Annotated in this window: 14 protein-coding genes; 7 read left to right on the forward strand and 7 right to left on the reverse strand. The window is 26.9% G+C overall.

Annotated features, from left to right (window positions below):
* Positions 1–162 precede the first annotated feature (162 nt).
* A complete protein-coding gene (locus tag HGG69_RS02070; RefSeq protein WP_169605139.1) occupies positions 163–9159 on the reverse strand; it encodes an SGNH/GDSL hydrolase family protein in 8997 nt (2998 codons plus the stop codon).
* An 18-nt stretch (positions 9160–9177) separates the two neighbouring features.
* Positions 9178–10749, reverse strand: a complete 1572-nt coding sequence (locus tag HGG69_RS02075; RefSeq protein ID WP_169605140.1) for a TrkH family potassium uptake protein — start codon at positions 10747–10749, stop codon at positions 9178–9180.
* 175 nt (positions 10750–10924) lie between these two features.
* Between HGG69_RS02075 and HGG69_RS02080 the strand changes: the two genes are divergently transcribed.
* The 6 genes from HGG69_RS02080 (at position 10925) to HGG69_RS02105 (ending at position 17634) form a co-directional block, all read left to right on the forward strand.
* Positions 10925–11605 (forward strand): potassium channel family protein, encoded by a 681-nt coding sequence (locus HGG69_RS02080; protein ID WP_169605141.1) that lies wholly within the window; start codon positions 10925–10927, stop codon positions 11603–11605.
* Between the two features lie 243 nt (positions 11606–11848).
* Positions 11849–13456, forward strand: a complete 1608-nt coding sequence (locus tag HGG69_RS02085; RefSeq protein WP_169605142.1) for a CTP synthase — start codon at positions 11849–11851, stop codon at positions 13454–13456.
* 2 nt (positions 13457–13458) lie between these two features.
* Entirely contained in the window at positions 13459–16128 is a 2670-nt protein-coding gene (gene ileS / locus HGG69_RS02090) for an isoleucine--tRNA ligase (protein ID WP_169605143.1), read from the forward strand.
* Entirely contained in the window at positions 16115–16714 is a 600-nt protein-coding gene (locus tag HGG69_RS02095; protein ID WP_169605144.1) for a signal peptidase II, read from the forward strand. Before ileS ends, HGG69_RS02095 begins: the two co-directional genes overlap by 14 nt.
* 51 nt (positions 16715–16765) lie before the next feature.
* Positions 16766–17329, forward strand: coding sequence for an elongation factor P (efp, locus tag HGG69_RS02100; RefSeq protein ID WP_169605145.1), 564 nt, complete (start codon positions 16766–16768; stop codon positions 17327–17329).
* Complete coding sequence (locus tag HGG69_RS02105) at positions 17329–17634, forward strand: MMB_0454 family protein (protein ID WP_169605146.1); 306 nt, start codon at positions 17329–17331, stop codon at positions 17632–17634. Before efp ends, HGG69_RS02105 begins: the two co-directional genes overlap by 1 nt.
* 35 nt (positions 17635–17669) lie before the next feature.
* Here HGG69_RS02105 and HGG69_RS02110 read toward each other — a convergent pair whose 3' ends face one another.
* From HGG69_RS02110 to HGG69_RS02130, 5 genes are all read right to left on the reverse strand, one after another.
* Entirely contained in the window at positions 17670–18563 is an 894-nt protein-coding gene (locus tag HGG69_RS02110) for a hypothetical protein (protein ID WP_169605147.1), read from the reverse strand.
* Positions 18535–18756 (reverse strand): hypothetical protein, encoded by a 222-nt coding sequence (locus tag HGG69_RS02115; RefSeq protein WP_169605148.1) that lies wholly within the window; start codon positions 18754–18756, stop codon positions 18535–18537. The genes HGG69_RS02110 and HGG69_RS02115 overlap by 29 nt, the downstream gene beginning before the upstream one ends.
* A 17-nt stretch (positions 18757–18773) precedes the next feature.
* Positions 18774–20714, reverse strand: a complete 1941-nt coding sequence (locus HGG69_RS02120; protein WP_169605149.1) for a hypothetical protein — start codon at positions 20712–20714, stop codon at positions 18774–18776.
* A 75-nt stretch (positions 20715–20789) separates the two neighbouring features.
* On the reverse strand, positions 20790–22334 hold the full coding sequence (gene metG, locus HGG69_RS02125; RefSeq protein ID WP_169605150.1) for a methionine--tRNA ligase: 1545 nt from the start codon (positions 22332–22334) through the stop codon (positions 20790–20792).
* Positions 22334–23116 (reverse strand): tRNA1(Val) (adenine(37)-N6)-methyltransferase, encoded by a 783-nt coding sequence (locus HGG69_RS02130; RefSeq protein WP_169605151.1) that lies wholly within the window; start codon positions 23114–23116, stop codon positions 22334–22336. Before HGG69_RS02130 ends, metG begins: the two co-directional genes overlap by 1 nt.
* A gap of 126 nt (positions 23117–23242) precedes the next feature.
* On the opposite strand from HGG69_RS02130, the gene HGG69_RS02135 reads away from it, so the two are divergent.
* The gene (locus tag HGG69_RS02135; RefSeq protein WP_169605152.1) at positions 23243–24025 is read left to right on the forward strand and encodes a DUF2779 domain-containing protein; all 783 of its coding nucleotides are present in this window, start codon (positions 23243–23245) and stop codon (positions 24023–24025) included.
* Positions 24026–24035: the final 10 nt, after the last annotated feature.

Below are 24035 nucleotides of genomic sequence, written 5' to 3' on the forward strand. Positions count from 1 at the left end.
TTTATTATTATAAAAATTATCAATGTGAACCATGAGAAGTACACATATTTATATTTTATTCTTTTATGCATAGTTTTTAATATTTATTGCAATAATTAACAGTTTTATGTAACTATAGGTGTTATAAAAATGAAAAAAACACACAGTAGTGTGCTTTTTTATTTAATATTGACCTGATTTTATTTTGTTTAAACCTGAAAAATCATTATTCGAAGTCTTACCTGATTTATTCATAAATTCAGCTCAACCACCATTTTGAATTGTTTTAAGTACATATTCACGTTTAGACAATTTTTTATTATTGATATAGAAGTTAACATCAGTACTAATACCCTTAGCCGATTTATCATTTTTATTAAATCCGCTAGTTGTTAATATGTATAGTACATTATCAGGTTTATAATTTGATTCATTGGCGTATGAATACCCTTTATATCATTTGTGGCTATTATAGTATGAGTGGAATTCATTTCTGATTTTAGCATTTTTTAAAAGTTTACCAAGCCCAATATTTACTGGAACTGAGTAGGCTTTATCTTCTTGGATAACTCAATAAATAGCTGAATTACTTGTTAGCATACCTACAAGACCATCTTTTTCACGGTCTTTAATATTAGTTTCTCTAAAGAACATTTCAAACACAACAAAGTCTACGGCTGTCATGAATCTATATATAGCTTTATAGCTTTCTTTTTGTCTTCTTTGTTTAAACGCGCTACTTGATTCATTAATTTTTTCTTCATAATATGCTTTCGATAATAAAGCGAAACCTGTTTTTAAAATAGTTGTTATTGATCCTTCTGGAGTAACTAATCATTCAGCTTTTTCATCTTTTGGAATTTCTGGTTTAGAAGGTTTTAATTTACTTAAAGCCTCAAAAATGTTTTCCCCAGTTATATTATTCAGCGCATCTTTATTTGTTCGTTTTTTCAGATCTGGATCCATATTTAATTTACGTAAACTGTTGTAAACTAATGAATCTTCAAAATTCGATTTTTCAAAAATGACATTAATTAATTTGACAAATTCTTTTGGTTTGATAACTGATTCATTATCATCTGTAATAACCTGTAGTAATATGGTTGCATCTGAAGCACCCAATACTGAAGTTACTTTGCTCATTGCATCTTTTACTCATTTGCCTGGGTTGCTCATATCAAACTCAACAGCTTTTTTTTCTAATCAATACACAGTTCTTTTTAGAATTTTTTTCTGGAATCAATCAGTATTAACTATAGTTTTTAATGAACGTTTAATTACATCGCCCATTAATTTTTCTTCGTCTTTAGTTGTGTTTTCAACTTTCATTAAAGCAAATATAGTTTTAGCAATTTTGTCTGAATTATCTGCTGTATTAACAAATTTATTAAATACATTTAAAACAAATTTTTCAACATAATCTTTTTCGTGTTGAATGAATAATTGGATTCAGTTACCTAATTTTTTATCAGAATCTTGTTTATGTCCTTTTCATTTTGTGTAATCAGAGTTCAGTAAATCATTAATTAATTTGGATACAAATTCGCTAACTTCTTTGTACTCTGCGATTTGTTGAATCAATGTGTTAATGTTGTTTGATTTTGAATCGCTAATTCCGAGTAATTTTCCAAAATCAACTGTTTTAGATAAATCTTTAATTATTTTAATTATTGATTCTGAGATGATTTTTGATTTTTGATCAGCATACTGTTTTGAATCTGAATCTTTATTCAATGAATTATTGAATGTTGTTATTAGTTTCAACATCAAGTTTTCAAGTTTTTTATTCGAATCTTTATTCAATGATAACGATGAATCATTTGGAGTATTTTCTTCAGTTGAACTCGATGTTCTTTTTTGCATTATTTCTCTGATAAATTTATATAAATTGAATATTTTATCGATTTGTTTTTGATTTGTTGCATCATCATTGTTTATCAATTCTTCGTTCGGGATTAAAATTTTGTATATTGCCGCTGGAATGTTATTCGTAATAATTGCTTCAATATCAATATTTGTTAATATTTTATTAATTCATGTTAAAAAGAATTCATTGTCTAATTGCATTGCATTTAATATATCAATATCAACAGCTTGCTGAATACTGTCCGTTAATAATTTATCAACAAAGTCAGCATTCGGCAGAATATTTAAAAATCTAGAAACTATATCGATAAACGTTTTTGTTTCGGCTGAATCTTTTGTGAAATTCAATTTGTATTTTTTAATTAAGAATTCACTTAGATCATTTGCAATTAATTTTTCGTTATCATTATCACTTAGCGCTAATTTTAATACATCTACAAGTGAAGTGCTTAACTTATCAGCATTCTTTTTGAATAATTCTTTAACAACTTCATTCAATGTTGTAGCACTTTGAATTTTTGAGTCTTCTACAGATATAAAGTCGCTCATTATTAAACTGATTGACTCGAATAGCACGGTTGATTTTGATAAGCTCTTCATTATCTCATTCAATGTGTTTGGTGTTAATGGTGCATTAATTTGTAATTGATTAAAGTTAAAGTTAATTAACTCATCTTTAAATAACTCTGATAATCAGTTTGCGAAATTTTTTGCTGCTGGATCATCTGTTTTTAATGATCCATTAGCTTTTTTAATAAAACTTATAATTATGTTTTCTAAATTATTATTTTTATTTTCTGGTTCTGGCGTTATGTTTTGATTTGAATTTTCAGTCGTTTTTTCTTTATCTTTAAATGCCATTTCTAATAATTTATTTCTGAACAATTTGTACACGTCATTTAAAGCATTTACTGAGTTTATATCTTTAAATAAACTATTAATTATTAATCCCATTTCATCTTTTGTGATGTATGAATCAATTTTATCCAATGCAAATGCTTTTTCAATAGATTTTTTAATATCATTAACATTTCATTTTCCATCTAATTCAAAATCTACGCTCGATAAATTAGTTAGTATTTCTTTTATTACTTTAGCTAGTACTTTATCTTCTTTGATTAAACCTAAAATGTTATCTATTAATAAGTTGATAGAATTTTCTTCTTGATTACTTACTTTTTTATCTATATATTTCTCGATAATATTTTTCAAGATTTCTTTGATTGAGTCTTTTTGACTTGTTACGATTTCATTAACTACTTGTTTAACATCATTTCCCATTGAATTTTTAACTGTATTTAAAATAATTTTAACTGTCTCGTTAAAGTCTTTAGATTTAGATAAATCAATTTCTTTAGTTAGGATTTTAATCAACGTATTATTCAATAAAGAATCTACTGAATCTAATGAAATAACATTATTTATTAGTTTTTGAATAAGTATTACATTGTTGTTGTCAATCGTATCCGACTCAATATCAATTTTCTCAATAAACTGTTTCAACACATTTTTGACAAGTAGTTTAATCTTTGTTTTTAAATTTTCATTTGAATTTGCTAAAACACCATTAAATTGTTTTGCATATTTATGAATAGTTTCAAACAAACTAGATTTTTCATCTGTGTTTGATTCAGTATTTTCAGTTGAATTTGGTTTTAAAATTCAGTTTATTAGTTTCGTCACTTCTTCTACCGCAGTATTATCTGCTTTATCTGCATCCAATATTTTTTCTAATACAGGAGTAATATTTTGTGATGAAGAAACAAGTTCTAATACATGGTCTAATGTGAATTTTTCTTTTAATTTTTTAACTATATCTTCATTGAATTTAAAGTCTTTTAATAATATGTTGGTATTTTTTAATATATCTGTCAATTCTTGAATAACTATATCTAATAATTTAAAATTACCAAAATCATTCAATACTCTTTTTAACATATTTTTTATCGAGTTTTGTGTATCTTCATCCATCTCTTTATTAAATTGTTTTGTTATAAATTCAATAATAATGTCGAGTATATCGTTTTGTTTTTTACTTTTTAATGTTTCAGAAACACTTACTTTCAATGTATTAACAACTGAATCGACGTTTGATTTAACCAACTCATTAATTAATTCTTCAATGCTTTTTACTGATTTTAATTCTTCGTTACCAAAGAATGATTTCAATATATTAACTATTGCGGTTTTTGTATTTTGATCTTCAATTAATTTTTCAATAATTGTTTTCAACTTAGTTTGCGAAGCGCTGCTAATTTGTTTTATTGATGAAAGATCTAATTTATTATTTACAAATACTTTTGCTACTTTTTGTACAAGATCTGCAATGTTTTGCAATATTGTTTCATCAGCAGTTTTATCCAAAACATCAATAAAACTTTTTATTATTTCTAAGAAATCAATTTTTAGGCCCGGTTCTTGACTTTGAGCATCTTCTTCAGATATTGTTGCATTGTTATTATTACTTGGTTTCGTTAAAAAGAATTTAATAATATTGGTTAATTTATCGTTTATATTTGTTTTAAATAATGCTTCAAAGAACGGTTTAATGTTTTCGCTATTTATGAATTCTTGATATTTTAACTCTGACAACATAGGGTTCAAATCAATAGTGGTTAAATCGTTACCGTTTTCAAGTTTTATATTAACAAAAGAATTAATAAACGAATTTAGAACATTGTTGATAATTTGGGTTTCAGTTAATTTATTAATTACTAATTTTAGTACATCTTTAATATCCGATCTTATTGATTCGGCTTCTGTTTTTTTGACAATTACATTAACAATGATATCGATAACTGTTTCTTGTTGGGTACTGTCTTTCAGTAATTTGTCAACCGACTCTTTAACATAAGTAACAAATTTATCTTTATTTTTTTCAATAATTAATTTTATTAAATCAAATATTGTTTCAACTTTTTGTACTTCATCATTGTTGTCTTTTATGAATGAATTTAATAATCCAGTGATTAGTTCTTTTGTATTTTTAGTTGTTAGCACATTGTCGAACACAAAATCTACCATACTGTCAAATTTATTTTTTTCAATACCGATCGAATCTTTAATTGAGTCATACATTGATTTAACTTTGTCTTTAAATAATTTTTTAGTTTCTTCTTTTACTAATAAATATTCAAGAATCTCATCAATTTGTTGTGACATTTTTTGGTTATTATTTGTATCGTTATTTATTTTTTTAACTAATGGGATAAATGATTTTAACAACGGTTTCAGAATGATTTGAATGTCGAATTGTGATTCATTTTCTTCTGGTTTTTCAGTTGGTTTTGACTCTTCAGTACTTGGTTTAGTTATAAGACCCACAATTTTTTCTTTATTTGTGTGGATGATATCAATAATATTCGCAATATCTTCTGAATCAATTTTATTAAATATTGCGCTGAAATCAATTAATAATAATTGTGACATTAATTTATTAGTTGAAAATTGTTTGTTAAAGTCTTGTAAAAAGTCTTCGCTTACTGTGACATCATTAGATAATTTGATTGATTTAACTAAGCCATCAGTCAATGATGTGAATATAGTTTTAATTGTATTTTTATCTAAAATTGAATCAAATAATTTCGTTATTGTTTTGATTAATAAATCTTTTTGTGTTTTATTAATAGACACGTATTCTTTTGAATAGTAAACTGCTAAATTAATTGCAAATTTGATAGTTGAGTCTTTAAAATCATTATTTGTAGTTAACTCAGTTGTTATTGTGTTTATAAACTCACTTAAATGATTAGCTATATTTGTCATGATGTATTTTTCGAATCATGTTGAAGGGCTGTTTTCTGCTGCTTTTATGCTTTCGTCGCTGAATATTTTTTCTACTAATTTGATAATAATGTCGTTAGTTATGTCTTCAAGATTATTATCAATTAGTTGGATAAGTTGAGATTTGATTTTTTCAAATGATTGTTGTGTTTCTTGGTCAAAATCATCTTTTCATAATTTTCAATCATTTAGCATCTGTTTTAATTTGTTTTTAATGCTAAATTTTTCAAATATTAATTTATTAATTTTTTGATTATTCATTAATGGTTTTAATGAAATTAATCATTTATGTATCGGTACATTGATTTTGTTATTTTTATCTCTTGCCACAATTAAGGATAAAATATCATTTATTAATAACGAGTTGTTAGATTTCACAAAATCAATAATCGACTTAGAAATAGCTTGAACAACCTCTGATACCGTATTAGTTGAATCGGTGTCAGCTTTTTGAACCTGTCCAATAATATTACTTAGTATTTGCGAATCAGGCGCATTCAATAAAACTAATGATATATTTTCCACAAGTAAGTTTATTTGTTGTTTGTTTAAATCAATATCAAAAAAGCCTTTTAATAAACTGTGTAAAAACTTAACTGATTTTTCTTTTGTTTTACCATCTTTAGTAATTGTTGTGACTAAGCTTTTCAATACTCCCTTGATGTCAAGGATATTAATATTTTTCACTGCCTTTTTAACAATTCCTAATACAGTATTATCGCTTAATTTATCCAAATTATCCACAACATTAGATATAGACTTTTCTAATTGTGTAAATATTTCTTCAGAATTTAATAAATCTAATATTAACGAATCAAACCAATCTTGAATAAATCCTTTTAAACCGTTTTTATATTCTTCATACTCTTTACTTATTGAATCAGTGATTTTTAAATCTACCATTTTTTGATAAATCACATTAACAACATTACCTTCAGATAACGTTGATAACACTTGTGGGATTAACGGATTTTTGAAAACATTACTTTTTAGTAATAATAAAATGATTTTTTTGATGTTATCTTTAGCGTATTGATTTTTCGCAAATATTGGACTATTTAATAAATTTATAAATCAAGTTTTAATTTTTTCTGTATCTATTCCAGTTAATGGATTTGTTCCAGTGGCTGAAAAATCTTTTATAAAATTATGATTAAATATTATATTTAATATTTCATCAAACCCCTTTTTGTATTTATCATCTGTTGCTCCAAATGATAAAAGATCAATAATGAATTCATTTTGTTCATTGCCTTTATATGATTCAGTAATTGATTTTATTACGGCTGGTAATAAAATAGATTCAAATTTAATGTTTTTATTATTAATATTAGCAAACATTGAATCAATTATGTTTTCTGATAAAGTAATAAAATACTCTTCATTCGGCATGTGACTGATATATGTTACTACTGTGTAACGAATATTTTCTATTTGTTGTTCATTTAATTTGTTTTCTTTAGAATTGTAATTATTTAAAGCTTTTGAAATGGTTTTATTCAATAAATCATTATTCTCAATAAACACTTTCAATAAATTGATCAATATTGTTTTGCATTCCTCTTTATCATTGTCAAAAATATTTTTTATGAATTTATTGAAATTTGGTGCTTGGTTAAAATATTGACTTGGGTTATCAATCATTTTGTTATTGATTTTGATAAATGAATCAATTATTAATTTTAGTTTTGTTTGTTCGATTTTTAAACCAATAAATTTTTCATTGAAAACGTTTGGTAATAATTTAAAGAAGAAGTCAACATTTGAGAACTCATTCAGTAATGCTTGTGATATTTGTTTTAGTATTTTTTTATTAGTTTGATTTTTTACAAATTCACTAGACATAAATGATTTTAGGGCCTTGTATAATTCATCGATGTTTAATAAATTATTTTTAGCAATTTTACTAATATCTTGTTTGGTAATTGCGCCTGCGTATTTTGAATCTAATAACTTATCTAAATCATTACTTATAGCATTAAATAATTTAGAAAAGATTTTTGTATCGATTAATGTTTTAGCAAATTTTTGTAAAAATAAAGCTGAATTTTCATCTTTGTTTAATTTTTCAAGAACGTTTTGAATACTTGGTAAGTCTTCTAAAGATAATGAATAATAACTCAATACGCGATTTATTCTGTCAATAATGTTTTTATTTAGATTTTCGGCATCACCGTTAATTGAGTCAAGCAATAGTTTTTCAACATCAACGTTTTTGTTTTCAGTAAATAATTTAATTATTGTTTTATTTATGTGTGAATTTTCAAAGGTGTATTTATTATTTGCGACATCAACATTCAATTCATCAACACCATAAATAAATAAACGTAGCTCATCATTCTTTTTATCCTTTAAATGGATTACTTGTTTGTATTTTTTATCATCTGTTAGTTTAAATGACTCTGATAAAGCTATAGGTTTACCTTTTTCGTATGTATCGAAAGCCATTTTGTAAAAAATGTCTTGCGCCATTTTTTTATACCCCAATAAACTTGGGTGAATATCAAGTGGATTTTGAGCTAATGATTGTACGTGTTTTTCTCAAAGTTCTTGATCATAAGAATTAATAAAGTTAACCGCATTATCACTAGCGGCTTGTTTTAAGGCTGTATTTAATTCAGCCATCAATTCATCAGTAATATCCTTTGAAACAGATTCAAATTTAGAATCTAAAAATGGATTTAATTTTAAAAAAGGCTGTGGATAAGAAATGATGTTAATATTAATTTTTTTATTAACCGTTCTTATTAATTCAATCAATTTTTTATATTTGGAAACAATATTTTGTATGGCTTTTTTACCCTCAACCTTAATGTTTTCATAAGCTTTTGTTAATTCTTCTTTTTGTTCTATTTTATTGCTTGAAATTAAGTTTAATAGATTGATAAAACCTGTTTCGTCTTTGAAATCATTCGCACCTAAAGATATTGTTAATAAATTAGCTTTTGACAACTCTTCGATAAAATGAGTGAATTTGTTTTCAGTTGGTACAAAATCATTAAATAGATAACTAATACGATTTTCACCGTACATTGTTATGGCTTGATTTGAATTTTTATTGTTCTGTTTATTAAAGTTTAACTGACGTTTAACTTTTTGCAATTCTTCATTTTCAAACGCAGATGGATTCAATAAATAAATTCAATCATTTAATGTTGTACCGGTTAATGAATAGTTTGTAAATGATTCAAGTTTTGTTGTTGAGTCATTAGCTTGTTTCAACATACCTGCTATATATGATGGGTATGACAAACCTTCAACTTCTTTAGTTTCAGTGTTAAAATAACCACCTTGATCAGTTCCGAAATTAATATTAAATCCAGCCCCTATTGAATCACCTATCGCTATGTAACGAACATTGCCTTCTATAGTTGATTCATCTCTTTTTTGATTAATTTCAGGTTCAATTGGAACAACTGGATCTTGTGTTTTTTTTGTCACTAATAAACCAGCTGTTACTGAAGCTCCAATTAATAATAGTCCAGCCAAACTTGCTGCAACTATTATTTTAATTTTTTTATTTTTTTCCATGTCAACCTCCTGTGTTGATTACCCTAGTGATACATCTTCGTAAATATAGGTGTAACTATTGACATTATGTTTTTGATTGCCTCATACCAAGATCGTTGAAGTAATTCCTAATTGTCCTATGAACATATAGATAATTAAAGTTAATTTTGATGCTAAATTAAGTTTTTCTGTCAATCCAGTACTTAATCCAGAAGATCCAAAGGCCGATGTAACTTCGAAGAATACATCTGCAGTTGAATAATTTTTAATATTTTTATTTAATTCAATCGGATTATAATCGACTGATGTTGAAACGATAAATGAACCAATAATAACCAGGATCATCGCTATTGTTAAAATATTGACAGCCTTAATAAGTGTTTCTTTTCCAATGCGACGATGGAATGCAACAATGTTATTACGTCCTAATATTGTGTTATATACACTTAAAAATATAATTGAGATTGTGATATTTCTAATCCCTCCTGCTGTTGATGCGGGAGCAAAACCAATGAACATCAGTATCGCGTGTAATATTGTCGTTTGGTTAGTAAAATGATAATAATCAATCGTGGCAAAACCGGCGCTCCGTGTTGACATTGTGTGAAAAATTATTGCAAAGCTTTTTGTCGCTATGGAACCATATTCATCTTGGTTTCAAAAAGTATGATCATTTTTACTTGTGGTTTCGAAAATAAATGTTAAAGTGATTCCGATAATTGTTATACATAAATAAGTTATTAGATTTAATTTCGTAAATAAGCTAAAACGATATTTTTTACCATTGCGCAAACTGACGATTTTGTTGTAAAAATCATAAAGCGAAGGATATCCCACTCCCCCGATAAATATTAATAACATTATTCACAACTGTAAACCATATGCGTTGTAATAAGCATTAATTGATGCTGGCCCTATAATATCAAACCCGGCATTGTTCAATGCACTGATGCTTTCAAAAATACCATATCTTAATGATTTAATAAAATCACCATTTGGATTGTAATGTTCTGGTAAAAAAGGATTAAATGTGTTCGGACCTAATTTTTTCGCTGCTAATTGATCATCAAAATGTCCAGCTGGTGAAAAATAAAAGTACAATGTCATGAATATTATCGAAGCAAACAATGTAATAAATAAAACTGTTAAACTAACTTTTATTAATTTGGTTGTATCTCCATCTACTGTTGATCCCCGCTCAAGTTGGATCATGTCACGTTTATAGTAACTTGTTTTTTTTCACATTCAACCAAATAATAATTGGAATATATAAAGCTTTAATGTGAAAAATCCAAATCCTCCTATTAATATCGCGACAGCAATTATTGCCTGTCCCAACTCATTAAATCCCAAGGATATATTTAGCGTGCTTAAACCAGTATCACTAAAAGCGCTGGCCGCTATAAATAATGCATCACTATAATCGAAATCTGCCTTAGCAGCTTTCATATCATTATGGCTAATTGGTAGATACAATAAAATACTAATGCTAATAGTTATTAATAAATAAACTAAAAATATATATTTTATTTTTCCAGTTTTTTTAAAATACGTAACTAAGTTAAAACTTGGTTTATTATTTTTTACATTTGTTCTTTTTCAATTTTTCATAAAAAGTATTCTACAATAAAAATATTTTTTGAATAGCTTTTTGTGTGGTTTAATAAATATATTTATATATTTCTGCTTAAATTTGAGTAGAATTAATCATTTTTTCGTGTTAAAAAAACGAAGACAGGTAAAAAAATGTAAAATTAAACTAACGAATAATTCAGAAGGAGATTCCATGAAAAAAAGAAGAAAAGTATCGGAAATTTGCATAATCGGACTTGGTCGTTATGGACAAAGTGTTGTTGATCACCTATTAACAAAATCTAACGATATTTCATTAACATTAATAGATGCTGATGAAAAAAACTTAACCTCATTTAGAAACGACGTTGATAAAATTTATGTTGCTGACGCCGCTGATCCGAAAGCATTACAAAGCATAGGTTTAGAAAATTGTGATGCTGTTGTTGTTGCAACGGGTGATAATGTTGAAATAATTGCAACGTTGCAAGAATTAGGAATTAAACAAATTATCGCAAGAGCAAATAACGTCCGGCACTCACGTGTTTTAAAACAAATCGGAGTTGATGTTATTATTAGTCCAGAAGAAGAAGCCGGAGCAAAAACAGCTTTAATTGTTGCTAGTCAAACATTCATGTCATATAGTCAAAATCTGGATGAAGTTAGCGATGGTTTCATTGTAGGTAGTGTATACATTAAAAACAAAAGAATATCGGGTAAAAGTATTAAAGATTTAAACATTAGAAAACTTAATATATCTATTGTTTTAATAAAAAGAGGAAAAACGAGTTTTCTGCCTGAAGGTAACTTTACTCTAATGGAGGGTGATATGATTACGGTAATAGGTAAGGTTGAAGATTTAAATAAAGGTTTTGAGTGGTTTTCAAAAATATAAAATAAAAAAAAGTATTTATAATGAATGCTTTTTTTATTTTTTGTTTATACGAAAATACTAAAATAGATTGAACGCAAATTTACTTTGTTTAGATTAAAATGCACTGAATAAAACAAAGAATTGCGAATTTATTTTTAAATTTGAATTTAAACAAAATATGAAATAATTAAAAAATTAAAGTATTTGAGTAACTTTTAATAGATTATATTAAAATAAATATATTATATTGCTGTAGGAGGATGTATGAAAACTAAATTTATTTTTGTTACTGGTGGAGTAATATCAGGGCTTGGAAAAGGTGTTAGTGCAGCAAGTATCGGACGGTTGTTGCGAGCAAGAAATTTTGATGTATTTGCTTTGAAATTGGATCCTTATTTAAATGTTGATCCTGGAGTTTTATCACCTTTTGAACATGGTGAAGTATACGTAACTAACGATGGAGGTGAAACTGATTTGGATTTAGGTCATTACGAAAGATTTATTGATCAAAATCTGTCAAAGGATTCGTCTGTCACTAGTGGTAAATTATTCTCTTATTTAATTAAAAACGAAAGAGAAGGAATGTACAACGGCAAAACCGTGCAAATAGTACCACATTTTACAGATTCAATAAAAAACGCTATTTTAAACATTGCGAACAAATATAATCCTGACTTTGCAATTGTTGAAATCGGTGGTACAGTTGGTGATATTGAATCAAATTCATTCTTTTATGCAATTGCGCAACTCAAATACACAATGCCTAACAATGTTTATTTTGTACATACATCATATGTTCCGTTTTTAGAAGCTAGTAAGGAATTTAAATCTAAACCTACACAACATTCGATATCAATATTAAGAGAATTAGGTATTAATCCCAATTTAGTTTTATTAAGAAGTCACAATAAAGTCAATAATGACATTATTTCAAAAATAGCTAACTTTTCATTTATTGAAAAAAACAGCGTCATTAGCATCCCTGATTTTAAACAAGTATATGAGATGCCATTATATCTTGAAGAGCACAACGTATGTCAAACAATATTATCTTATTTTAATTTAGAACAAAGAAATGCTGATTTAACTAATTGAAAAGAATTCGTTAATTTAATAAGCACGAAATATGAAAAAGACATAAACTTAGCATTAGTAGGTAAATATGTTGCTTATGATGATGCTTACAAATCAATTATTGAGGCACTAAAAATTTCTTCCGCATATCAAAATGTAAATTTAAAAATTCAATGAATTGATTCAGAAACTATTAAAAGTATTGAAGACGCAAAAATTTCAATAAAAAACATTGATGGAGTACTGATATTACCGGGTTTTGGTAAACGTGGTATTGAAGGCAAAATTTTAATGGCTAACGCCACAAGACAATTAAACACCCCAACATTAGGAATATGTCTGGGAATGCAAGTTATGTGTATTAATCAGGCACGTCTGAAAGGAATGATTAATGCAACTAGTTATGAATTTAAAACAGAAAACAAAGATGAAATATATGTTTTAGATTTAATAAGGGGTAAAAACGAAACAGATAAAATGGGTGGTACTTTGAGATTGGGTGCTAGTGATACTGAAATAAAACCAAATACACTTGCACACAATATATATAAAGAACAATTAATTAGTGAAAGACATCGTCATCGTTATGAAATTTCACCAAACTATAGATCTAAAATCGAAGATGAGGAATTTATTTTTTCTGGTCAAGAACCAAACAGTAAACTAGCTGAAATTTGTGAATTAAAAAATCATTCATTTTATGTGGGTGTTCAATATCACCCTGAATTCAATGCTAGACCACTAAGACCGCATCCATTATTCAATGAATTTATCAAAACTATAAAGAAGGACAAATAATTATGAAAAATGAAACCAAAGATTATAAAAATACGTTATTAATGCCAGAAACTGATTTTCCAATGAAGGCAGATTTAACAAACAAAGAAAAAAAATATCAACAAACATGAAAAGAATTGGATATATACAACAAAATATTGAAACAAAATAAAGATAATGAAGCTTTTATTTTGCATGATGGACCACCATATGCAAACGGAAGTATTCACGTCGGACATGCTTTAAATAAAATTTTAAAAGACATTATTGTGCGTCAAAAAAGTATGAGTGGATTTTACTCACCTTTTGTTGCTGGTTGAGATACGCATGGTTTACCAATAGAACACAAAATGCTTGCAGAAGCAAAAAAAACAAAATCTGATTTTTCAATAATTGAATTGCGTAAAGCATGTGCTGCATACGCACTTACACAAGTTGAGTTACAAAAAAATGAATTCCAAAATCTTTCATTGTTATCACCATTAGACGATAAATACATCACATTAGATAAACACATGGAAGCAAATCAATTACGTTTATTCCAAAGAATGATTCAAAAAGGGTTAGTATACAAAGGATTAAAACCTATCTATTGATCACCTTCAAGTCAAAGTGCTTTAGCTGAGGCTGAAGTTGAATATGCAGATCATATTTCACCATCCATGTATGTTGCATTTGAGATTGAAAAAGGAAATTCATTTGTTGAAAAGGGAGATTATATCGTTATTTGAACTACAACCCCTTGAACATTAATTGCCAACTCTGGTGTAGCTATAAATGAAGATTTTGAATACGTTATTGTATTACACAACAACAACAAATACATTGTTGCCAAGGCTTTATTAGAGCAATTAACTGATGTGTTTAAATGAGAAGATTATTCAATTTTAAATACAATGTTAGGAAAAGATTTAATCGGCGTTCAATATAATTCACCGATTAATAACTTATTAGCGCCAGTAGTTTCTGGACACCACGTTACATTAGAAACCGGTACTGGTCTAGTTCATATAGCGCCTTTATTTGGGGAAGATGACTTCCAAATTGGTAAAACACATAATTTAGAAATGATAATGCATGTGGATGACGATGGTACATTGAATAAACAAGCAGGTGAATTTGCCGGGTTATTTTATGAAGACTCGAACATAAAAGTTGGACAAAAATTGGTTAAAAAAAATCTACAGTTAGCTTTCAAAAAAATTAAACACTCATACCCACACGATTGAAGAACTCACTTACCTATCATTTATCGTGGTACGCCTCAATGATTTGTGTCTTTAAAACCAATTAAAGAGCAAATATTAAAAGCAATTAGCGAAGTTAAAACATATAATGATTGATCAAAAAAACGTCTTGAATTAATGTTGAAAGCACGTGAATCATGAACCATTTCACGTCAACGTGCATGAGGTGTTCCAATAACAATTTTCTACGATGAAAATAAAGAACCTGTTTTAGATGACGAAATTATGGATTACGTAATAAAATTAGTTGAAGAGCACGGTACAGACATTTGATACCAATCATCTGTTGACGAATTATTACCTGAGAAATATCGTGGTAAAAACTTTACCAAAGAAAACGATATTATGGATGTATGATTTGATTCAGGTTCAACATCAATAGGATTAAAACCAGGTGGTATTAAAGCCCCATTCGACTTATATTTAGAAGGAAGTGATCAATATAGGGGATGATTCAATTCATCAATAATCAACTCAGTAGCATGAAGAGAAACCAGCCCATACAAAGCATTATTATCACATGGTTTTGTTTTAGATGGCAAGGGAAATAAAATGTCAAAATCTAAAGGGAATGTTGTTAAACCATTGGATGTTGTTAATAAATACGGAGCCGACATTTTAAGATTATGAGTAGCAAACTCTGAGTATACAAGCGACATAAGTATTGATGATAAAATTCTTACTCAAAATGTTGAAATATACAGAAAATTAAGAAACACATTCAAATTCATGCTGGGTGCATTAAATGATTACAAGTTTAAGAAAATGGAACTTGATGGTATTCATGCGCTTATTGATGAAAGAAGAAAAATATTGGAAAATAAAATTATCGATAACTATGAAAATTATCGTTTTATAAATGTTATAAAAGACATTAATAACTTTGTAATTGATTTAAGTAGTTTTTATATCTCATTAGCTAAAGATTCTTTATATGCTGATGAAAAAGACAATTTACAAAGAAGACAAATTCAATACAATTTATTTAAAATCACAAAAACATTATTGATAGCACTTGCTCCAGTAATGCCAACAACTTGTGAAGAAATTTATACATATCTACCAGAAACAGATAAAAGTGAATCAGTACATTTATTACCATTTTTCAAAAAAAATACAATATCGACTGATGAAGAGTCGAAATGAAATGCCTTTTTCGAATTAAAAGATGAAATATATAAACTAATCGAAAACGCAATTAAAAACCAAGAAATCAAAAGGCAAAATGAAGCGAAAGTAACATTAAAAGTAAACGATGCATTTATTAAATCATTGAATCTTGAACAATTATTAATGGTTGCAAAAGTTGAATTTGGTGATTGCAACAAAATAGAAAAATTAAATGATTCGATTAAATGTCAAAGATGCTGAAACCACTTTGAATCAAACACAATAATTGATGATGTGTGTCTAAGATGTTCTAAGGTTATAAATGGCATTAAATAGCGAAGGATTATTACTCAAAATAAAAGAGCATTTTAAAGTAAATAAAAAACAAATATTACTGAATTTTATTGCTTTTACATCAATATTTACTTTGTTGCTTTTTATTGATTTATTAACAAAAGGTGTTTGATATGATTCGTCGATTGAAGGCGGTAATCCCGATATTAATTTGAATTACACAATTTTCGAAATAAAAAATTTATTAAATAAAGGTACATATGTTTTCGGTAACGCAATACCTTATTATTTACTCCACACAGTATCAATATTAATTGTGTTAGTGTCTTTGATAGTGTGTTGTTCGTCAAAAAATAAAGAATACTTCCCAATAATATTTGCATTAGGTTGTTTATCAGCTGGCGCAATTGGAAATATGTATGATCGTATAACCTTTGCTGGTGTCAGAGATATATTTGTAATGATTTGAGGTAAATCATTTTTACCGGCTGGAACATTCAATTTTGCAGATGTTTGTTTAGGTTATGGCGCCATTTTTATATCAATTTATACATTATTAATTATTGTGTTGTTGCCATGATTTACAAAAAAACAAAACAAAGAAACAAATACCGATAAAAAAAATTAAAAAATAATATAAAATTAACATATTAACTTACAAAATATTAAGGAGAATAACATGATTAATGTTAACGAATTTAAACCAGGTGTAACATTTGAACTAGATGGTAACATCTATGTGGTAATGGAATCACAACATTCAAAACAAGGTAGAGGTCAAGCAACAGTTAAAGCTAAAGTAAAAGATTTACGTTCAGGTTCTACAACAATAAAATCATTCACAGGTGGAGATAAGGTAAAACAGGCGAGAATTGAAAAATCTTCAATGGATTATTTATATAACGACGGTGAAAATATTATTTTAATGGATCAAGAAACATTTGAACAAATTGAAATTTCAATGTCAAAATTAGAATGAGAAATGAATTTCTTAAAAGAAGGACAAAAAGTTTTAGTTAGAAAATTTGAAGCTGAAGTATTAGATATTGAATTACCAGTTAATATCGATTTATTAGTTACTGAAGCACCAGACGCTGTTAAGGGAAACACCACAAGCAATCCACAAAAAAAAGTAACAGTAGAAACAGGATACGTACTTGAAACTCCAATGTTCATTAAAGAAGGTGAATTAATTACTATTTCAAGTGAAACAGGGAAATACGTAGGAAGAGCAAATAAATAATGCAAGATTTTATTAAAGCAAATTCAAATAACAAAGTAAATTTACATGTACACGTAGGTGTGCTTGTTCAAACTATTGAAAAAAACTTTGCTTCAAATAAAAACGTTAAATTTAACAATGGTATATCAGTTCTAATTAACAAAAGTGAAACCAATGTTAGTTATGAAATTGATTATAGCATCGCAAAAGATGCGAATCCAATCTTTGAAACCAATAATATAATGTTTCAAATTGAACAAATTACATACAGTGTATTAAATATCAAACCAATAAACATTCGTTTGAATTATATTGGAGAATTTTAATAATTAAAAGAGCACCCATTGAAGGATGCCTTTTTTTATATTGTAATTTTTTTGTATATGGTTTTCGCTATATTTAATATTGATGTTATAAATTTTTCTTTATCAACTTCGTTTAATATTTTAGATAAATATTCTACGTCATTAAATTCATACATGTACACATTCTTATTCAAAGCTTCCATTACTAAAAATGAAACCATTTCTTCTTCTAGATTAGTGTTTTCCAATATTGCTTCATACTTATCCATACTTAATAAAACTCGTACTAATGCACGCATTAACATCAATTCTTTATAAGATTCATCTTTTATAAAAATTCATATTGATTTAACATCATCTTTAATACTCAAGCCATTATAATCAGATACATGGTAAGTAATGTTATATTTAAGTGAATTCAATATTTCAGTAGTTCAGTCAATTAAGTTTATTGTTACTTTATCGTTGGTTTTTATTTTTGGGTTTTTTAATTGATTATCTCCGAAATAAGGAACAAAAGACAATGTTTTTCTTTTGACTATTCTAATTGAGCCGTTTTGTAGTTTTTCTTTATCAATTTTTGTAGCTGATGTATATGGCACACATTCTGCATCCGCATCATTGTTATCAACGATGTATGGTTTGGACAAGTATTCAATCAAATAAGATGCTTTTGAACCCTTTTTTATTATTTTGCCAAGTTTTTTTCATTCATCGAATTTTTTGAATTCGTCAGCTTCTTTATTTTGTTTGAATAATAACCATTGATTAGTTAAATCAAATGGTAAAAATTTTGAAAAATATTTTAAATACTTAATAACATGATTATAAGATTGGAAAAAATCATGATTTTGATTCTTGGCAAAATCAATGCAATCAAGCATTTGTTGATTTTTTATTTGTTTATAATTTTCATTTAAATTAGAAATAGTAATAGATGGGTGTAACATAAGTTTCTCCAGTATTTTTGTTATCTCATTTAAATGTATCACCAGATTTTGTTTTTATTTCCCCATTTGTAGAGCTAGCCGCTTTAATTGTGCCAGCAAGTGAGCTGACAATACTTATACCTAAAGGAATAACGGTCGACATTGCTGCTAATCACGACCCGCCGCTATACCTAGCTGCTTTTTCTGTATTCATTGGTTTAAAGTTATTCATTAGTGAATATATTTATGTCCTTTCTGATCGTTGGGTTTATTAATTTCGAACAATTTTATGTATGTTCAATACGATGAATTTTGAGAGTTATGATATTTGTTTAGATTTGTAAGATGGGGATTGATATGATCCTTAGCATATTCAAAAGAAGTAAATTTACTATTACTTATAAATGAGTAAGTGGTTTTTAATTCATTCAGTATTGTTTTGAGTTCGGTTTTGTTTATATTTATTTTTTTATCCAATGCTTCAAATACTTGTTCATTAGAAAGATTGAGTAACATATCAAACAATTTATCATTTTTAGTGTGTTTAAATATGTTTTGATATTCATTTACGTTTCATTGAGTTGGATTTTGATTGTAAAATCTTACAAATTGATCAATGTTTTTTAAAGATACCGATAATGTGTTTTTAATCATTTCTACCATTGTTTCATTAAATTTATCAGTATTTTGAATAATTAGTTTGTTAAGTTCTGTTTTTTCTACATTCAATTTATTTAATTCGTTTAACAATTTTTGATTTTTAGCCTGTTTTTCATTTAATTCTTGTTGCATTTGATTTATTTTATGGTTATTATCATTAAATTTTTTATTTATATCAATGTATTTATTATTCAAATCATTGAAATTATTTTTAGAATTATTCAACTGAATTTTCAGCATTTCTACTTTATTTTCTGTATTTTTTATATCAGTTTTCAAGTTGATTATTTCATTATTTAATTGTGTTATTTTGGTTTTATTATTGGTTTCATTTTGAACACTAATATTGAGTTCGTTTATTTTAGTTTTTAGTAATTTGTTTTTTTCCAAAATTAATCTTTGTTGGTTTTCAATTGCAATAACATTCTTTTGAATTTCAAGTTTTAAAGTACTTATTTCTTCATTGTGTTCGTTATTTTTTAAAATTAATTCGTTATTTGTATTAATTAAATTATTGATATCGTTTTGTAATTTTGAAATTTTTTGTTTTTTGTTCTTAATTATTTCATTAGATTCATTGATAGTTTGAGTCATATCGGCAATATTTTCACTCAATTTCAGTATTTTAATTTTTGAATCCAATACTTCTTCAATGGTTGTGTTTGTCAAAGCTGAATAAGCATTAATTCAATCTTGATATTTAGTTTTTAATTCACTAAATATTTTTTCAATAGATTTGTGATAAATAGCTGATTTGGTTTCATTTAATTTTAATTCAGCAAGCGCTTGAAGTGACTCTGATTCTAAAAATGATAAAAATGAATTAGTATTAGATTTAAACTCTTTGAATTCTTGTTTGTCTTTATCGATTGATGTGTTTTCTATGTCTTTAAACACATTTTGCACTACTTTTTTATAAAAATCTATCATATTGGTAACATTTACATAATATCTTTGCACAACATCTAAAGATTCTTTCGCCATGTTTTTAATATTATCAATGTCGTTCATTAATTCATCGATAGTAATCCGCTGTTCCTTCTCAGTGTTAATCAATGAATTATTAAGTGAAGACAACTCTTTGATTTTTTCAGTCTGTGAATTCATATTTAATTGTAACAGCTTGTTTTTATTTCGCTGCTCAGTAAGCATGTTAGTATTTTCAATAACTTGTTTGTTTAGTTTTTCGTTATTTTTATTTAAATCTTCAATTTTATATTCGTTATCATTGTTTATATTTTCTAGTTTTTTATTTTTGATTTTTAATTGGTTAATAACTGTATCTTTTTCATCGATATTTTTAATTAATGACCGATTTTTATTTTGTTGAAATAATATTTCATCTGATTGTTGGCTAATTTTACTATTAACTTTATTTGTATAATGTATTGCGCCATATACTGAAAGTACGGCGCAAGTGCCAGCAATCAAACCGCTAGATACTAGTAATAATAATTTGCTTTTGTAATTTTTTTTGTTTATTATATTTTTTTTAATATTTGATTTTTCCATTTTCTCCTTTCACCAATAAAAGTAAAAAATAAAGGACGAAAATAAAAATAAAAAAAATCAGCTGGTTCGCTGATTTTATTTGATACGTTGAAAAATTATTTCTTCAACTTTTAGCTTTTTATTATCGAATTTGTTTGTGTGTTGGATTAAATCAAAGCTAATTTGATCTTGGGCTATATATGAAGCTAATTTTTTAGCACTATTAGGCATTACAGGTGACAACATAACAAGGACAGAATATATTCCGTTTAATAGTGTATTTAAAACAACGTTCAATCTTTGTAAATCGTCTTTTAATTTTCAAGGTGTGGTTTGGTCGATATATAAATTTAAAGTTTTACTCAATGAAATCGCAGTTTTTAATGCTTTATCAATTTCATTATTATCAAAATGTTTTTTATATGTTTCGACGCTAAAATTTATTTCAGAATAAATATTATGATCTATTGTTTGAAGTGCTTTTTCATCAAAAATTACTCCGTTTTCAAAACTTTGATTTGCCATAGCTACTGTACGATTTAATAAATTTCCGAAGTTATTAGCCAAATCAGCATTTATCGTGTTTTTAAATCCTTCTATATCGAATATACCATCATTGTGAATATTTATTTGCGACATAAAGAAGTATTTAGTAGGTTCAACTCCAAAATTATTTATTAAATCATAAGGATCCACAACATTGCCTTTAGATTTCGACATCTTACCAGTTGGTGTAACAATTCATCCATGGCTCAGTATCAATGTTGGTTGCGGCAATGACAATGCTTCCAAAAAGATAGGTCAGTATATACAGTGGAATCGAGTTATTTCTTTACCTACAACATGAACTCTTTCAGTACCATTTAATCAGTATTTATTGTATTTAGATTCATCTTCTGTTAAATATCCTAGTGCAGTTATATAGTTAAATAAAGCATCTAATCATACATAAATTATGTGTTTAAATTTTGATGGAACGTTTACTGTAATCCCTCAATTGAAACTTACACGTGTCACACTTAAGTCTTCTAATCCCTTTGAAATAAAATTGTTTATTAATTCATTTTTTATTTTTGGATTACTAATAATATTTGGATTTTTATTGTAAAACTCTGTGATTCACGGAGTAAATTTTGACATTTCAAAAAAGTATGTTTCTTCTTGAATAGTTTCTAATTCATGCCCCGAGGTAGGGTGATAAAATTTCCCTTCTTTTTCTACTGCTTGAGTTTTTGTTAAATATTCTTCATCACTTACCGAATAAAGTCCTTCGTAATTGCCTAAATAAATATATCCTTTTTCAAGCATTTTATTGAATATTTTTTGAATTACTGTTTTATGTTGTTGACTTGTTGTTCTTGAAAAGAAATCGTAATTCAATTCAGCATCGACTCAAAGTTTTTTAAACAAATTGCACTGTTTATCAACAAATGCTTGCGGTTCTATGCCTTCCTTTAAAGCCGACTTTTGAATCTTTTGTCCATGTTCATCAATACCAGTTACAATAAAAGTATCATAACCTCTTAGTTTTTTATAATTAGCTAAAGTATTTGCGATTGTTGTTGTGTAAAAGTGACCAATGTGTAATTTTCCGTTAGGGTAGTAAATTGGCGTAGAAACATAATATGTTTTTTTATTCATTATTCCTCGATTCTAATTGGTTTATATAATTTTACAATTTCATCATTGTATACGTGAGTGGTTTTGTCGTCTGGGTGTAAATATAAATTAGGTAAATAATGTGTTCCTCAACCCGTGTTAAATCTAGATTCAATTAAACAAAATTTAGGCAAATCATTAATACGGGGGTATACAAGTTGGATTCTCTTGGGTTCAAAATTGTTTTTTCTGAGTATTGTAATTGCGTCTACAAACCTGCTAATTGGCAATACCAATGCAAAATAACCTTTTTGCTCTATGATTTTACTAGCTCCGTAACATAATTGATCAAGATTTAAAAATTTTTCATGAGTTGCAATTTCTTTGTATTTATTCGTATTAACTCTTTTGATATTATTTTCTTCATTGTAATAAGGCGGGTTTGCAACAATCATGTCATATTTTTTAGCTTGATTTGTTCCAGTTAATTTAGCATAGTTTTTGTAATACTGATTAAAATCTGCTTCAATAACATTAATTCTCGAGTCTAATTTATTCATAGAAACATTAAACTTTGCCAACTCCACTGCTTCTGGTTGTATCTCAACTGCATCAATAACGTAATTATTACCACGTTGCGCCATAAAAATACTCAACGCCCCATTGTTAGTTCCAACTTCTAGTATATTTTTCACGCGTCTGTTTAATGAAGCGAAATTACCCAATAAAATTGTATCTACTGAATAACTGAACATTTCTTTGTCTTGATAAATTTCTAAGCCGTCTTCGTATCCTAAATTATTTTTTACTCATGTATTTTTCATTATTTAATTATAGCAATTATTTACACCAAAATAACAGTATATATTGATGTTATTTTTTATTCTCTATATATATTAAATCCTATGCCATTTTATGTGATTTCAATAGAAAAAGATTATAATTTACACATGAACAAAACAAAGGAAAAAAATACGCCAGTAAAATCATATACTACTCAAGTGTATATTGATTTCGAAGCAATAACAAATCCCTTTTCAAAGATTTTAAAAATCCCTAATTCAACACCATATTGTTATACATTAGGATTTAAAAATCCAAAGGGTGTTTTTCAGTCGCACACCTTTGTTATGGATTTTAGAAAAAATAAAGATTTTTATTCTACTTTACGTCAAGCAATAATCAGAGATATAAAAAGAATTGATCCAAGTATTAAATTAAAATATGTGGAATTCATAGGTCATAATCCCGTACTTGAAGATGAGTGTATTAAAAAATTATTTCCCAAACACATTGTAAAACCATTAATTGAGAATCAACGAATAAGCCTTTCTTTATTGACAAGAAAAAAATTCAATAACGAATACTTTAGAGAAATCAAAAAAATTATTGATTCAAGTACTTCATCAAAGGTTATTAAAAATAGAATTACCGGGCAAAATGGCGCAATAGCTTCTTATGTTGGGTTTCTCTTATTTTGCATGGATAATAAAATCAACACAGACAAAAAATTTTATATCAACATTGATCGCCAATTAATTATTAGCGAATTAAAAGAGTACTCACATGATGATGTTTGAAAAATGGAATACGTGTCAAAACACAAAGATCAGACTCAAGAATGATTGAATGATATAAACCACAAAAGAGAAATATTGAAACAAATTAACGCTTTAGGTGTAGATGAAAATTTAACAATAAAAGAACTGAAAGAAAAAATTTGAACGCTATAAACGTGGTATA

Source organism: Mycoplasma phocoenae, assembly GCF_012934855.1.
GTDB lineage: Bacteria > Bacillota_I > Bacilli_A > Mycoplasmatales > Metamycoplasmataceae > Metamycoplasma > Metamycoplasma phocoenae.